This is a genomic window from Solwaraspora sp. WMMD406, assembly GCF_029626025.1.
In the GTDB taxonomy this organism is placed as follows: Bacteria; Actinomycetota; Actinomycetes; order Mycobacteriales; family Micromonosporaceae; genus Micromonospora_E.
Map to the genome: position 1 here is coordinate 1,950,954 of NZ_JARUBF010000001.1, position 13,890 is coordinate 1,964,843.

At 69.7% G+C, this 13,890-nt stretch carries 16 protein-coding genes and 1 pseudogene; 10 read left to right on the forward strand and 7 right to left on the reverse strand.

Going from position 1 to position 13,890, the window contains the following annotated elements; all coding sequences use genetic code 11:
• Positions 1-27: 27 nt before the first annotated feature.
• Both O7632_RS08990 and O7632_RS08995 read right to left on the reverse strand, forming a co-directional pair.
• Positions 28-408, reverse strand: a complete 381-nt coding sequence (locus O7632_RS08990; protein WP_278113052.1) for a VOC family protein — start codon at positions 406-408, stop codon at positions 28-30.
• Between the two features lie 11 nt (positions 409-419).
• On the reverse strand, positions 420-992 hold the full coding sequence (locus O7632_RS08995) for a cob(I)yrinic acid a,c-diamide adenosyltransferase (protein WP_278113054.1): 573 nt from the start codon (positions 990-992) through the stop codon (positions 420-422).
• A 142-nt stretch (positions 993-1,134) separates the two neighbouring features.
• On the opposite strand from O7632_RS08995, the gene murA reads away from it, so the two are divergent.
• The gene (murA, locus tag O7632_RS09000) at positions 1,135-2,484 is read left to right on the forward strand and encodes a UDP-N-acetylglucosamine 1-carboxyvinyltransferase (protein ID WP_278119941.1); all 1,350 of its coding nucleotides are present in this window, start codon (positions 1,135-1,137) and stop codon (positions 2,482-2,484) included.
• A 170-nt stretch (positions 2,485-2,654) separates the two neighbouring features.
• Positions 2,655-3,503: a 3-hydroxyacyl-CoA dehydrogenase family protein gene (locus tag O7632_RS09005; protein ID WP_278113055.1), complete on the forward strand. Its 849-nt coding sequence runs from the start codon at positions 2,655-2,657 to the stop codon at positions 3,501-3,503.
• Between the two features lie 612 nt (positions 3,504-4,115).
• Here the strand turns inward: O7632_RS09005 and tnpA are convergent.
• Positions 4,116-4,586, reverse strand: a complete 471-nt coding sequence (gene tnpA, locus O7632_RS09010; RefSeq protein ID WP_278113057.1) for an IS200/IS605 family transposase — start codon at positions 4,584-4,586, stop codon at positions 4,116-4,118.
• A 25-nt stretch (positions 4,587-4,611) separates the two neighbouring features.
• On the opposite strand from tnpA, the gene O7632_RS09015 reads away from it, so the two are divergent.
• Both O7632_RS09015 and O7632_RS09020 read left to right on the forward strand, forming a co-directional pair.
• The gene (locus tag O7632_RS09015) at positions 4,612-5,844 is read left to right on the forward strand and encodes a transposase (protein WP_278113059.1); all 1,233 of its coding nucleotides are present in this window, start codon (positions 4,612-4,614) and stop codon (positions 5,842-5,844) included.
• A gap of 178 nt (positions 5,845-6,022) precedes the next feature.
• A complete protein-coding gene (locus O7632_RS09020; RefSeq protein WP_278113061.1) occupies positions 6,023-6,223 on the forward strand; it encodes a hypothetical protein in 201 nt (66 codons plus the stop codon).
• Here the strand turns inward: O7632_RS09020 and O7632_RS32195 are convergent.
• Positions 6,139-6,424: pseudogene (locus O7632_RS32195) on the reverse strand (DivIVA domain-containing protein); the annotation flags it as partial. The gene O7632_RS09020 and the pseudogene O7632_RS32195 sit on opposite strands and share 85 nt — an antisense overlap.
• 384 nt (positions 6,425-6,808) lie before the next feature.
• Here O7632_RS32195 and O7632_RS09030 point away from each other — a divergent pair.
• On the forward strand, positions 6,809-7,078 hold the full coding sequence (locus tag O7632_RS09030; RefSeq protein ID WP_278113063.1) for a winged helix-turn-helix domain-containing protein: 270 nt from the start codon (positions 6,809-6,811) through the stop codon (positions 7,076-7,078).
• 228 nt (positions 7,079-7,306) lie between these two features.
• Here O7632_RS09030 and O7632_RS09035 read toward each other — a convergent pair whose 3' ends face one another.
• Both O7632_RS09035 and O7632_RS09040 read right to left on the reverse strand, forming a co-directional pair.
• Positions 7,307-8,164, reverse strand: a complete 858-nt coding sequence (locus O7632_RS09035) for an ABC transporter permease (RefSeq protein ID WP_278113064.1) — start codon at positions 8,162-8,164, stop codon at positions 7,307-7,309.
• Entirely contained in the window at positions 8,161-9,021 is an 861-nt protein-coding gene (locus O7632_RS09040) for an ABC transporter ATP-binding protein (protein ID WP_278113067.1), read from the reverse strand. The genes O7632_RS09035 and O7632_RS09040 overlap by 4 nt, the downstream gene beginning before the upstream one ends.
• A gap of 145 nt (positions 9,022-9,166) precedes the next feature.
• On the opposite strand from O7632_RS09040, the gene O7632_RS09045 reads away from it, so the two are divergent.
• Genes O7632_RS09045 through O7632_RS09065 form a run of 5 tightly spaced genes read left to right on the forward strand, consistent with a single transcriptional unit; the run spans position 9,167 to position 12,823 of the window.
• On the forward strand, positions 9,167-9,553 hold the full coding sequence (locus O7632_RS09045) for a GntR family transcriptional regulator (protein ID WP_278113069.1): 387 nt from the start codon (positions 9,167-9,169) through the stop codon (positions 9,551-9,553).
• The gene (locus O7632_RS09050; protein WP_278113071.1) at positions 9,550-10,449 is read left to right on the forward strand and encodes an ABC transporter ATP-binding protein; all 900 of its coding nucleotides are present in this window, start codon (positions 9,550-9,552) and stop codon (positions 10,447-10,449) included. Before O7632_RS09045 ends, O7632_RS09050 begins: the two co-directional genes overlap by 4 nt.
• Entirely contained in the window at positions 10,446-11,171 is a 726-nt protein-coding gene (locus O7632_RS09055; protein WP_278113072.1) for a hypothetical protein, read from the forward strand. Before O7632_RS09050 ends, O7632_RS09055 begins: the two co-directional genes overlap by 4 nt.
• A 9-nt stretch (positions 11,172-11,180) precedes the next feature.
• Positions 11,181-12,083: an ABC transporter ATP-binding protein gene (locus O7632_RS09060; RefSeq protein WP_278113074.1), complete on the forward strand. Its 903-nt coding sequence runs from the start codon at positions 11,181-11,183 to the stop codon at positions 12,081-12,083.
• Positions 12,080-12,823: an ABC transporter permease gene (locus O7632_RS09065; protein ID WP_278113076.1), complete on the forward strand. Its 744-nt coding sequence runs from the start codon at positions 12,080-12,082 to the stop codon at positions 12,821-12,823. The genes O7632_RS09060 and O7632_RS09065 overlap by 4 nt, the downstream gene beginning before the upstream one ends.
• 53 nt (positions 12,824-12,876) lie before the next feature.
• Here O7632_RS09065 and O7632_RS09070 read toward each other — a convergent pair whose 3' ends face one another.
• Entirely contained in the window at positions 12,877-13,812 is a 936-nt protein-coding gene (locus O7632_RS09070) for a polysaccharide deacetylase family protein (RefSeq protein WP_278113078.1), read from the reverse strand.
• Positions 13,813-13,890: the final 78 nt, after the last annotated feature.

A 13,890-nucleotide genomic window follows, 5' to 3' on the forward strand; every position in this document is an offset into this window, starting at 1 on the left:
CGATCACCGGTCGGTCGGCAGCGCCGATCACTCGTCGGCTACGAGTTCGACCTCGTAGCCGTACCGGTCGGTCAGATAGCCGGCGTAGGTGTCCGGCCCGCCCGCGTACGGATGCCGGTCGGCGAACAACAGGGACCACCCGTGGTCCGGCGCGGCCGCGACCAGCTCGTCCACCCGCCGCCGGGGCCCGGCGTGCAACGCCAGGTGGTTGAGCCCCGGCGCGCACCGGTCGTGGACGTCGGCGGTCAGCGCCGGCGACTGCTCCAGCACCAGGTAGGTGTCGCCGTGGCGCCACGACCGGCCGGCCGGCCACCGCTGGTACGGCTGCCAGCCGAGCTCGGTCAGCAGCCAGGACCAGCCCGGCTCCGAACCGGCCAGATCAGGCACCCAGAGCTCGATGTGGTGCACACCGCCCAAGGTCAGCGGCCCCCACCGGGTACCCACAGCACATCGCCGCCCGGGTTCGCCGTTCTCGCCAGGATGAACAGCAAATCCGAGAGACGATTGAGATACTTTGCCGGAAGGGTACTGGTTCGCTGCTGATCGGCGGACACGAGTGCCCACGCCGCGCGCTCGGCCCGCCGAGCCACGGTCCGTGCCACGTGCAGGAGTGCGGCGCCCGAGGTGCCGCCGGGCAGAACGAAGGAGTCGAGCTTGGCCAGCCGCGAGTTGTACTCGTCACACCAGCCTTCCAGCCGGGTGACGTACTCCTCGGTCACCCGCAGCGGCGGGTACGCGGGGTCCGGCTCGATCGGTGTGGCCAGATCGGCGCCGACGTCGAACAGGTCGTTCTGGATGCGGGCCAGGACCGTGGTCAGCGGCTCGTCGAGTCCGCCGAGCGCGATCGCCACCCCGATGGCGGCGTTGCACTCGTCCACGTCGGCGTACGCGCAGATCCGGGGGTCGGTCTTGGCGACCTGCTCGTTGTTGCTCAGCCTGGTCGTGCCGGTGTCGCCGGCCTTGGTGTAGATGCGGGTGAGGTGGACGGCCATGAGTGACAGGGTACGGACGACCAGCCGCGCCGGCATCGGCGGCGTGGCATCGGACACCGACGAGGCGCGTGCCGAGGCGCGTCCGGCACTGACCGACGCCGTGGCCGGTGAGCCGGAACTGACCCCGGCCACCCCGACCGAGATGGACGTGATCCGGGTCGTCGGCGGTGCCCGGCTGGCCGGTTCGGTGCCGGTCGAAGGCGCGAAGAACTCCGCGTTGAAGCTGATGGCGGCCGCGTTGCTGGCCCCGGGCCGTACGGTGATCAGCAACGTTCCCCGGATCACCGACATCGCGATCATGGGTGAGGTGCTGCGGCGACTCGGCTGCGAGGTGACCTTCGCCGCCGAGTCGGATCCGGTCCCCGCGTCGCCGACGGTCTCCCCGGTCCCGGACTCCCTGCCGGTGTCCCGGGCCAGCACGGTGACCATCGACGTGCCGCCGATGCCCGGCTGCGAAGCCGACTACGACCTCGTACGGCGGCTGCGCGCCTCGATCTGCGTGCTCGGGCCGTTGCTGGCCCGGTGCGGGCAGGTGCGGGTCGCCCATCCCGGCGGCGACGCGATCGGCTCGCGGGGTCTGGACATGCATGTGGCCGGACTGGCCAGGATGGGTGCCGACATCGCCAACGAGCACGGGTTCGTCATTGCCTCCGCGCCGCGTGGGCTGCACGGGGCGACCATCTGGTTGGACTTCCCGAGCGTCGGCGCGACCGAGAACCTGGTGATGGCCGCGGTGCTGGCCGACGGGGTGACCGAGATCGACAACGCGGCCCGGGAACCGGAGATCGTCGACATCTGCACGATGCTCAACCAGATGGGTGCGCAGATCGACGGGGCGGGCAGCGCGACTCTGCGCATCGAGGGCGTACCCGAGCTGCGTCCGGTGCGCCATGCCACCATCGGGGACCGGATCGTCGGCGGAACCTGGGCGTTCGCGGCCGCGATGACCCAGGGCGACGTGACCGTACGGGGAGTCAGCTCGACGTTTCTGGAGATCGCCTTGGACAAGGTGGCGACCGCCGGGGGGACCGTCGACACCACCGACGACGGTTTCCGGGTACGGATGGACCGCCGTCCGCGCGCGGTGGACGTGGTGACCTTGCCGTTTCCCGGCTTCGCCACCGACCTGCTGCCGATGGCGATCGGCCTCGCCTCGGTCAGCGAGGGTGCCTCGCTGGTGACCGAGAACATCTTCGACGGGCGTTTCATGTTCGTCAACGAGCTGGTCCGGCTCGGCGCCGACATCAAGACCGACGGGCATCACGCCGTGGTCCGGGGCCGGGAGCGGCTCTCCGGTGCGCCGGTACGGGCGACCGACATCCGCGCCGGCGCCGGTCTGGTCATCGCCGGGCTCTGCGCCGACGGCGTCACCGAGATCTCTCACGTGCACCACATCGACCGGGGCTATCCCAACTACGTCGCCGACCTGTGTTCGCTCGGGGTGCAGGTCGAACGACTCGCCGCGCCTCAGGAGCCGGCGTACCGAATGTGACGTGACGCCGGCCCGGCCTATCGGCGGGCTGGCGGGTCAACACGGTCCGCGCGGGTTAGCGGGTCAGTGGGTTAGCCGGTTTAGCGGGTTTAGCGGGTTAGCGATCGTTCAGTGCCGCCGGTTAAGGTGCTAGGCATCTGGTGGGATTCGGACGTGGACAGGAGCGGCAGATGGCGGGTCGGCTGGCAGTGATCGGAGCCGGATTGATGGGGTCGGGGATCGCTCAGGTCGCGGCCCAGGCCGGCTGGCAGGTGACCATGCGCGACCTCGACGACGCCGCCACCGCGCGGGGCGTCGACGGCATCCGGCGCTCGCTGGACCGGTTCGCCACCAAGGGCACCATCAGCGCCGACGACGTCGAGGCGGCGTTGAGCCGGATCATCACCACCACCGATCTGGAGGCGGCGGCTGACGCCGACATCGTCGTCGAGGCCGTCTTCGAGCGGATCGAGATCAAGCACGAGGTGTTCCGGGCGCTGGACAAGATCTGCAAAGCCGACGCGGTCCTGGCCACCAACACGTCGGCGATCCCGGTGACCCAGATCGCCGCCGTCACCGAACGCCCCGAGTCGGTGGTCGGCACGCACTTCTTCTCCCCGGTGCCGATGATGAAGCTCTGCGAACTGGTTCGCGGCTACAAGACCTCGGACGCGACACTGGCCACCGCGAAGGCGTTCGCCGAGGAGATCGGCAAGACCTGTGTGGTGGTCAACCGGGACATCGCCGGCTTCGTCACCACCCGGCTGCTCACCGCCCTCATGGTGGAAGCGGTCAAGCTCGTCGAGGCGGGCGTCGTCTCCGCCGAGGACCTGGACACCGCCTGCAAGCTCGGGTTCGGGCACGCCATGGGACCGTTGGCGACGACCGACCTGACCGGCGCGGACGTGCTGCTCAACGCGGCCCGCAACATCTACACCGACACCGCCGACGAGAAGTTCTTCCCGCCGGAGTTGCTGCAGCGCATGGTCGTCGCCGGTGACCTGGGCCGCAAGACCGGCCAGGGCTTCTACAGCTACTGACCATCGGCGCTTCGTGATGCGATGAGGCGGGATCCGGGCCGAGGAACGCACCGAGGTGAGGCTCATCCACGTCTCGATCGACGGGTGACGTGGATGAGCCTCACCTCGGCGCGACCCACCTGATCCCACCCACCCGGTCCGGTCGGGTGGGTCGGACCGGTGGGAGCCTGTCGGATCGGTGACGGAACCCGCCGTACGGACAGCGGGCGGAGAGACGGCGGGGCAGACTCTGCCGGTGCCCCGCCCGGCGAAGATCCCACGCGAGCTGAGCTTCGACCCGTTTCGTGGCAGCACGGCGGTGGCGGCCGGCCTGATCACCTGGCGGATGCTCGACGGGCCGGCCTGGCGTCGCCTCCTTCCGGACGTCTACGTACACGAAGCTTCGTACCTGCCTGACGACCACCGCATGTGGTGCGCCGCTGCCGCTGCCCGCTCGCCGAAGGGCGCTGCGGTCTGCGGGCTGAGCGCCGCGTACCTGTGGGGGGTGGATCTTCTGCCCTTGGTGCGGGGAGGCGGACCGGCGGTCGCGGTCCAGCTGGCGCTGCCGAAATCGGCGCGGCCTGATCCGCACCCGATGATCAGCTACCGGAATGCGGGCCAGTGGTCCGGCCTTCAGTCCGGGGGTGAAGGCCCGCGCTGGGAGGGCCGCCAGGCCCGAGCAGTGCCTTGACCGGGACGGTTCTGCTGCTCGATGTACTGCTTGATGACGCTCAAGGGTGCGCCGCCGACAGACCCGGCGAAGTACGAGCCGGACCAGAGTTTGTTGGCCCGGTAGTAGTGGCGCACCAGGTCGGGGAACTCCTGCCGGAGGCGGCGCGAGGAGACCCCTTTGAGGCTGTTGACCAGCCTGGCCACGGCGACCTTGGGCGGGAAGTTGACCAGCAGGTGGACGTGGTTGTTCTCGCCGTTGAACTCGACCAGTTCGGCCTCGAAGTCGGCGCACACGTCTCGCATGATCGCCTCCATCCGGGTCAGGTGCCGGTCGGCGAACACGTTGTGCCGGAACTTCGTCACGAAAACCAAGTGGACATGCATCGCGAAAGTGCAGTGCCTGCCGGTGCGGATGCCTTGAAGTTCGACCATAAACCAACATGATACAGTGATGGTCGTGCAGCTCCGTTACAACTACCGGATCACCCCGGACGCCGCCCAGCGCACCGCGCTGGCGCAGGCGTTCGGGTGTGCCCGGGTGGTTTTCAACGACGGACTCAGGCTGCGTCAGCAGGCCCGCGAGGCGGGCGAGAAGTACATCTCCGACGGCGACCTGTCGAAGTTGGTCATCACAGCGGCCAAGGCCAGCGAGGACCGGGCCTGGCTGGGTGAGGTGTCGGCCGTGGTGTTGCAGCAGGCCCTCGCCGATCTGAACACCGCGTACCGCAATTTCTTCAACTCGCTGTCCGGCAAACGCCGGGGCCGCAAGGTGGCCCCGCCCCGGTACCGGTCCCGTAAGGACAACCGGCAGGCGATCCGGTTCACGAAGAACTCCCGGTTCGAGGTCTGTGACAACGGCCGCCTGCGGCTGCCGAAGATCGGCGACGTTGCGGTGCGCTGGTCGCGCGGCCTGCCGTCGGATCCCACCTCGGTCACCGTGATCAAGGACACGGCAGGCCGGTACTTCGCCTCGTTCGTCGTGCGGATCGGCGAGGACGAGACGCTGCCGCCGGTCGACTCCGAGATCGGCATCGATCTGGGCCTGACCCACTTCGCGGTCATGTCCGACGGCACGAAGGTGACCGCACCGAAGTTCCTGCGCCGCGCGGCCCGCAAGCTCAAGCGGTTGCAGCAGGCACTCTCACGCAAGCAGAGGGGCAGCAACCGCCGCAGGAAAGCCGTGATCGAGGTGGCCCGCGCTCACGCGCGGGTAGCCGACACCCGGCGGGACTGGCAGCACAAGCTGTCCACGACGTTGATCCGTGACAACCAAGCGGTGTACGTCGAGGACCTGTGCGTTGTTGGTCTCGGCCGGACCCGGCTGGCGAAGTCCGTGCACGATGCGGGCTGGGCCGCCTTCACCCGCATGCTGGAGTACAAGGCGGAGCGGTACGGGCGCACCTTCGCCCGGGTGGACCGGTGGCTCCCGTCCACCCGGATGTGCTCCGACTGCGGCCGGATCAACGAGAAGATCGCGCTGAACGTCCGGGAGTGGGACTGCCCGTGCGGCAGTCACCACGACCGGGACATCAACGCCGCCATCAACATCAAGGCCGCCGGACAGGCGGACTTCAACGACCGTCGAGCGCGGGTAAGACCAGGGCTTGTCCCGGCACCGCGCAGTGAAGCGGTAACCCACCCGGACGCCGCGTGTTCCACACGCAGCGTTGAGGGAATCCTCGTCCCTTAGGGCGAGGAGGATGTCAAAGCAGGCTGGTTGGCTCGCGTTGCGGTTCACGGCGGACGACGTACTCCGGCGAAGCGCGCAATTGACGCGAACGGTCAGGCAGGCGATCGCTGATCGTGCCGGCTCGGTGCCCGCGAGCGCGCCGAGGTGAGGCTCATCCACGTCTCGATCGACGGGTGACGTGGATGAGCCTCACCTCGGTGTTCCGTGGGCGCCGTACGTGGTGCCGGTGCCGGCGCCGGCGCCGGTCCAGGCGGGCAGGTTGATGGTGGTCCGGGTGGTGGCGGTGGCGTGGGCGGCGTTGGCCTGGCTGGTCTGCCAGCGGCGGAGGGCGTCTTTGATGCGGTCGTTCTGTTCGATGGTGCGGTCGAGTTCGGCGTAGAGGATGCCGAGGTCGTGGGCGACGCGGTCGAGGAAGGCGGTGACTTCGCCGGGGTCGAGGCCGCGACCCCGGCCGTGGCGGGTGACGGTGGGGAAGTGGTGGGCGCGGATCTGCCAGGGCCGGATCGGTCGGTACGCGGTGCGTCGTTGGTTGCGGTGGATGTCGGCGGGTACGCGGTGGACGCCGGTGCCGGCGGGCCATTGGCGGGGTGTTGGTCTTCATCCGGTGGCGTTGCCAGCGGAGTCGCCATCGTTGCCAGAGTTGCCGGATCACGTGGTCCTCCCGTTGGGGGTGTTCGGGTGTGGTGGTGGATGGGGTGGCCCTGCCCGTTGCCGTTGCGGCGGGGCCACCCCGGCCGCCAATCGCCGCAGCCTTGTTCGGCGGTACGGCGACCAGGGCACATCTGGGGGTCGGGGCGCTCGACGGCGTGACTCGCCGACCGCCCCGACCGGAGTGAGCGCCCCGAGCTGCCGTGCAAGGAGGCTCGTCGAACAACTTAGGCGGCTAAGACGCCTAAGTCAACGAATCCTTGTCGCGGTCATGCGTCTCGTGATCGAATCGGGTTGCCGTGCAAGGAGATGTCAATTGGCTACGCCGCCCGACTATGTCCGCATTTCTGATGCTTACGCCGCCGCGATCGTCAGCGGCCGGCTCAAGCCAGGGGAGAAGCTGCCCTCGATCGCCGAGATGAGCAAGCGCTACACGGTCGGAGCCACGACCATCAAGATGGTTCTCGTGCGGTTGGAGGCGCGCCGCCTGGTCCGGCGTCACCAGGGCAAAGGCACCTTCGTCGAACCCAGCGAGCGGTGGTTGCTTCCTGACAGGGATGACGACGAGCCAGAGTTCGAGATCTGACAGCCGTCCGGTGCCCCTATGCCACCAGGGCACACTTCGAGGTCCAGCTCAAGGCTGAACGCCTGGTGTACGGCCGGCGGGTCCAGCGCAGTCGCCAGCGTCGCGCCAGCGCGAGGACTGATCTCGCTGGTAGCCGGGTGCAGGTGCGGCGCGATCCTCGGGGCCTCACCCGCTCAGCCAGGGCACCCGAATTGCATGATCAGGTGGGATCGAGGGCAGTTGCGGTGGTCAGCCGTCGCGTTTGGTGGTCCAGCGGAACGTGGTCAGGCAGAGCACCAGGCCGATGACGCACCAGACGCCGAGCACCAGCGCGACCATGCCGAGCTCGAACGAGCCGCCCGGCTCCTGGGTGCCGAAGGACTCCGGCAGGAACACCGACCGCAGCCCCTGACACATCCACTTGAGCGGAAACAGTGCGGCGATCTGCTGCATCCAGCCGGGCAGCGCGGTGAAGACGAAGAAGACCCCGGAGGTGAACTGCAGCACCAGGGAGACCGGGGTAGCCACCGCCGAGGCGCCGCGCCCGCTGCGCGCCAGTGACGAGAACGCGATGCCGCAGAGCGTGCAGGCGGTGATGCCGAGCACCGACACCCAGCCCAGGGTGAACCATTTGACCGCGGTGTCCGGCAGCTGCAGATCGAACAGCAGGGTCGCCACCGCCAGCAGCAGCACCATCTCGGCGAACCCGATCACCGCCACCATGATGACCTTGCCGGCGAAGTAGACCCACTTCGGCATCGGCGTACCGCGTAGCCGCTTGAGTACGCCCCGGTCGCGTTCGATCGGGATCTGGATGGCCAGGCTCTGGAAACCGACGGTCATCAGTCCGGTGGCGATCATCCCCGTGATGAAGTACTGGGTGAACCGTACGCCGTCGGTGATCTCGCCGGTGAAGATCGACGCGAAGATCAGGATCATGATGACCGGGAAGGCCATCGTGAAGACCACCGATTCGCGGCTGCGCAGGAACTGCTTGATCTCCAGCCGGCCCTGTCGCAGCCCGAGCCGCGCGGGGCCGACCCGGACGGCGGCCGACGACGTACCGGCGGGAGCGGCAGGGGTGGTGGGGGCGGCCGTCGTGCTCATTTGTGTCCGATCATCCGCAGGTAGACGTCTTCCAGCGTCGGCCGGGTGACGGTCAGGCCGGGGACCTCGCCGTCGAAGCGCGCGGCGAGGTCGGCGACCAGCGCCGTCGGCGTCGCACTCTCCTCGTGATGTGCAGTCCCGTCGGCGGTACGCCAGGAAACGGTGGCCAGGGCGTCGCGTCGCCCGCCGAGCTCGGCCGGGGGTGCGATCTCGACGAGTCGACCGGCGGCGATCACGCCGACCCGGTCGGCGAGGGCTTCGGCCTCGTCGAGGTAGTGGGTGGTCAGCAGGATCGTGGTGCCGGCACCGGCGAGTGACCGGATCAACTCCCAGAATTCCCGTCGCGCCTCGGGGTCGAAGCCGGTGGTCGGCTCGTCGAGGAAGAGCAGTTCGGGGCGGCCGACGATGCCCAGCGCCACGTCGAGGCGGCGTTTCTGTCCGCCGGAGAGGGTGTGGGTGCGGGCCTTGGCCTTGGCGGAGAGTCCGACTCGCTCGATCACCGCCGCCGGGTCGGCCGGGGCCGGATAGAAGGCGGCGAAGTGCGCGACGACCTCGCCGACGGTCAGTTCGTCGAACTCGCCGGTGCCCTGCAGGACGATGCCGATCCGGGAGCGCCACTGCGGCGTACCCGGGTCGGGGTCGACGCCGAGCACCCGGACCTCGCCGGCGTCGCGGCGGCGGTAGCCCTCCAGGATTTCCACGGTGGTGGTCTTGCCGGCGCCGTTCGGGCCGAGCAGGGCGAAGACCTCGCCGCGTCGCACGGTCAGGTCGACCCCGTCCACCGCCGGGGATCCGCCGTACGCCTTGCGCAGCCCGCGTACCTCGATCGCCGGCGCGGACGCCGCCTCGTCGCTCATGGCGTCAACTATCCCCCTGCCGGGGGAGCGTCCGCGCCGGGGTGTCGCGGTGGTGACAGACGCCGCTGACCGGCTGGACCGCCGGGGTTCGTCGGTGCTACGGTTCATTACACGAGTAACGAACCAATGAACCAGAGGTGCTCCCGTGTTCGATGATCGAAGTCCGATCTATCAGCAGATAGCCGACAAGATCAAAAACGACATCCTGAGCGGGGCGCTGCAGGAGGGCGAGCAGGTCATGTCCACCAACCAGTACGCCAGCTACTACCGCATCAACCCCGCCACCGCCGCCAAGGGCTTCCACCAGCTCATCGACGAAGGCGTGCTGTTCAAGAAGCGCGGCATCGGCATGTTCGTCAGCCCTGACGCCCGCGAGACCCTGCGCGGCCAGCGCCGCGACCGGTTCTTCACCGAGGTCGTCGACCCGATGCTCGCCGAAGCCCGGATCATCGGCATCCCGGTGACCGAGATCGTCGCCCGCATCCAGCAGTCAGGCACCAACATCCAGCAGACCGGGGAGGCACCGCAATGACCGGCCTGGGCATCGAAACCCGCGACCTCACGATCCGCTACGGCGACACGATCGCCGTCGACTCGCTCGACCTCACCCTCGCCCCCGGCAAGATCTACGGCCTGCTCGGGCGCAACGGCTCCGGCAAGACCAGCCTGCTCGCCGTACTGTCCGCCTTCCGCCGCGCCACCAGCGGGACCGTCCGGATCGGCGGCGCCGACCCGTACGAGAACGCGGCGATCATGTCGCAGATCGCGTTCGTTCGCGACCGGGTCGACGCCCAGGACACCGACCGGGTCGGCTGCATCCTGGACCTTGCCGCGACGCTGCGGCCCAACTGGGACGCCGACTACGCCAAGCGCCTGGTCGAACGGTTTGACCTGCCGATGCGCAAACGGCTCAACGGACTGAGCCGGGGCATGAAATCCGCCCTCAGCGTCACCCTCGGACTGGCTGCCCGAGCACCACTGACCATCTTCGACGAGGCCTACCTCGGCCTCGACGCCCCCAGCCGGTACGCCTTCTACGACGAAGTGCTGGCCGACTACCTGGCCCACCCGCGCACCATCGTGCTCTCCACCCACCTCATCGAAGAGGTCGGCTCGCTGTTCGAGGAAGTGGTCATCCTGCACCGGGGCCGGCTGGTCGCCCACGAGGAGACCGAGACCCTACGCGCCCGGGGGACCACGGTGACCGGCCCGGCCGCCGCCGTCGACGCGTTCGTCGCCGGGCGCACCGTTCTCGGCAGCCAGCAGCTCGGCGGCACCCGCTCCACCACCATTTTCGGCACCGTCGACGACGGCGACCGGGCCGCCGCCCGTACCACCGGGTTGGAGCTCGGCCCGATCGGGCTGCAGGACCTGTTCGTGCACCTCACCGCTGACGGCGCGGCAGACATCAAGGAGGTACGGCGATGAGCGCCCCCGCGTGGAAGGTCTGCCGGACGTTGCTGCGCCGGTCGTTGCCGCTGGCCGGCGCCTATTGGGCGATCCTCTACCTGGTCTGGGCCGTGGTGATCGGCCTGATCGCGCGATTCGGCACCGTCGAGGCCAGCATGTGGCAGAACATGGGCCTGCAGGCCCCGCGCTGGTTCACCTTCGTCTTCGGCGTCACCGCTCTCGGCGCCTACCTGCCGATGTTCGTCGCCCAGGGCGTCACCCGACGGGACGCGCTGATCGGTTCCTGGGGTTTCCTGCTGCCGTACGCCGTGGGCTTCGCCGCCGTCACGACGGTCGGTTTCGGCGTCGAGTACCTCACGTTCGACGCCTTCGGCCTACTCGGCGGGCTGACCGAGCCGTATCCGGTCGGCTCGGCGGGCGAGGTCGCCGCGCTCTGGCTGGAGTACGGGCTGGTCAACGTCGGCTACACAGCCGCCGGAGCGCTCTGCGCGATCGCCTACCACGTGCTCAATCCCTGGTGGGCGACGCTGCTGCTGCCGCTGACTCTGTTGCCGGCGTTCGTCGTCGAGCTCGCGTTCCGTACCGAATGGACCGGGGTGGCGTTCGGTCGGCTGCTCGGCCTCGGCGACGAGGCACACCTCGGCACCGGCACCCTGGCCGCGCTGGCCGCGCTGGCGGTCGCCAGCGCCGTCACCTGGGCGTTGGTCCGGCGACTGCCGATCAAGAAGATCACCGGCTGAGGGGGAACCATGCCCGTCATCGACGTCGAACACCTGCACAAGCGGTACGGCGACCTGGTCGCGGTGGACGACGTGTCGTTCACCGTCGACGAAGGAGAGATCTTCGGCATCCTCGGCCGCAACGGTGCCGGCAAGACCACCACTGTGGAGTGCGCGCTCGGGTTGCGCCGGCCGGACCGGGGCAGCGTACGGGTGCTCGGCCTGGACCCGCAGCGCGACGGTGCCCGACTGCGCCAGCGGCTCGGCGCCCAGCTGCAGGAGAGCCAACTGCCGGAGCGGATGAAGGTCTGGGAGGCCTTGGAGCTCTACAGCTCCTTCTACCGGCAGCCCGCCGACTGGCGGGAACTGCTCGACCTGCTCGGCCTGTCGGCCCGGCACGACGCCCGGTTCGGCCAGCTCTCCGGCGGGCAGAAGCAGCGTCTGTCGGTGGCGCTCGCCCTGGTCGGCGACCCGAAGGTGGCGTTCCTCGACGAACTCACCACCGGACTGGACCCGGCGGCCCGCCGCGACACCTGGTCGCTGATCGAGTCGGTCCGCAACCGGGGTGTCACCCTGGTCCTGGTCACCCACCTGATGGAGGAGGCGGAACGGCTCTGTGACCGGGTCGCGGTCATCGACGCCGGTCGGGTGGTCGCCGTGGACACCCCGGCCGGGCTGGCCGCCGGCGTCGACGCCGGGCAACGGATCCGGTTCGTCGCGGACCGACCACTGGACCTCGCCCTGCTCACCGCGCTGCCGCAGGTCACGTCGGCGACCGTCGACGGACGTGAGGTCGTCGTCGAAGGCGGCGCGGAGCTGTTCTTCGCCGTCGCCGCGGCGCTGTCCCGGCATGGGGTCACGCCGCGCGAGCTACGCCTGCACCAGGCTACGTTGGACGACGCCTTCCTGGCGCTCACCGGAGGTGCCCGATGACCGCGCTGGGTCGGCTCACCGTGATGGAGGCCAAGCTGTTCCTGCGGGATCCGGCGGCCGTGGTGATGGCACTGGCCTTCCCGATGCTGCTCATCGTCGTGCTGGGCGGGGTGATGCCCGGTTTCCGTACCCCGGTGGCGGAGCTCGCCGGCCTGCGCCCGATCGACTTCTACCTGCCGGTGGTGGTGGCGCTGGCGGTCGCCACCATCGCGATCAACGCGCTGCCCACGACGATGGCCGCCTACCGCGAGCGGGGCGTGCTGCGCCGGATGGCCACCACCCCGGTACGCCCGGAGAAGCTGCTCGGCGCCCAGCTGCTGGTCTCCACCGCCGCTACCACCGTCGCGGTCGGTCTGGCCGTCGCGGCGGCGGCCGTCGTGTTCCGGGTGCCACTGCCGGAGCGTCCGTTGGGTTTTCTCGGTGTCTTTCTGCTCGGCGCGGCGGCCACCTTCGCCGTCGGGTTGCTGATCGCGGCCCTGGTGCCGACCGGCCGGGCGGCGAACGCCATCAGCATGCTGGTCTACTTCCCGATGCTGTTCTTCGCCGGGGTCTGGACGCCGGGGCCGATGATGCCCGAGGCGATCCGCCGGATCAGCGACCTCACCCCGTTGGGTGCGCTGAGCCAGGCCATGCAGGCCAGCTGGGCCGGCGATCCGGTTCGCCCGCTGCACCTGCTGGTGATGGCGGCCTACCTGACGGCCGTCGGGGCGCTGGCCGCTCGCTGGTTCCGCTGGCGGTGACCGACGGTGCCGCTCAGTGCGACCCCCCGGCGTCGCGAACGAACCTGCGGCCGCTATCCGGCGAGGACCTCGGACAGGGTCGCCGGGGTCAGGCCACGGTCGCGCAGACCGGCGAGGATGTGCGGCAACGCCTCGTCGGTCATGGCGGCGTTGGCCTCGGTGACGTGCAGGACCACCACCGAACCCGGCTGCACCCGGGACAGCACCGCGTCGACGATCGGCTGCCAGGCGGTGGCGAACGGGTCGCCGCTGATCACGTCGCCGTCCACCACGGTCACGCCCAGCGGGGCCAGCGCGGCCAGCGCCGCCCCGTCGTGGCACAGCCCGGGGAACCGGAAGTAGCGGGTCTGCCGTCCGCCGTACGGCTCGATCACCTCGAACGTCTTCGCCACGTCGGCTGTCATCGCGTTCGCCGGCAGCTGCGGAAGCCCGTAGCAGTCGGCGGTGAACGCCGAGTGGTCGTACGTATGGTTGGCGAGTTCGAAGCGGGGGTTGCCGGCCAGCCGGCGGGTCAGGTCCGGATACTCCTCGACCCACATCCCGGTCAGGAAGAACGTCGCCGGCACCTGCTCGCGTTCCAGCAGTTCGACGATGGCCAGGTTGGCGTACGAGCGCACCTCGCCGCTGCGCAGGCTGTAGCGCATCCCTTCGGTCATGTCGGCGTCGAAGGTCAACGCGACCAGGTCACCGCCGCGCGGTCCGTGGTCCACCACGGGCGGGCGGGTACCGGGCCGGGTCGCACCGGGCCGGTCGGTGGGGCGGTCCGGGGGAGCGGGGCTCGGTGACGAGGCGGGCGACGGGCCGGGCGGCGTACCGCCGTCGGTGCCCGGACCACCGGTCGACGCCGCCGCCGGATCGACGGTGCCGGCCACGGCCGAGGCCGGCACCGACAGCCCGTCTTCGTGGGTGACCAGGCCGACGACGATCGCCCCGACGCCGAGTACGGCGACCGCTGTCGCCACCGCCAGTCCCGTCCAACGTGAACCCACAGCGGAAATCGTCGCAGGCGCGGCGCGCCGTTGGTGAACGGGTGCTCGCGTTCCGGCCGTTCGGTGCCGGGCTTCGAC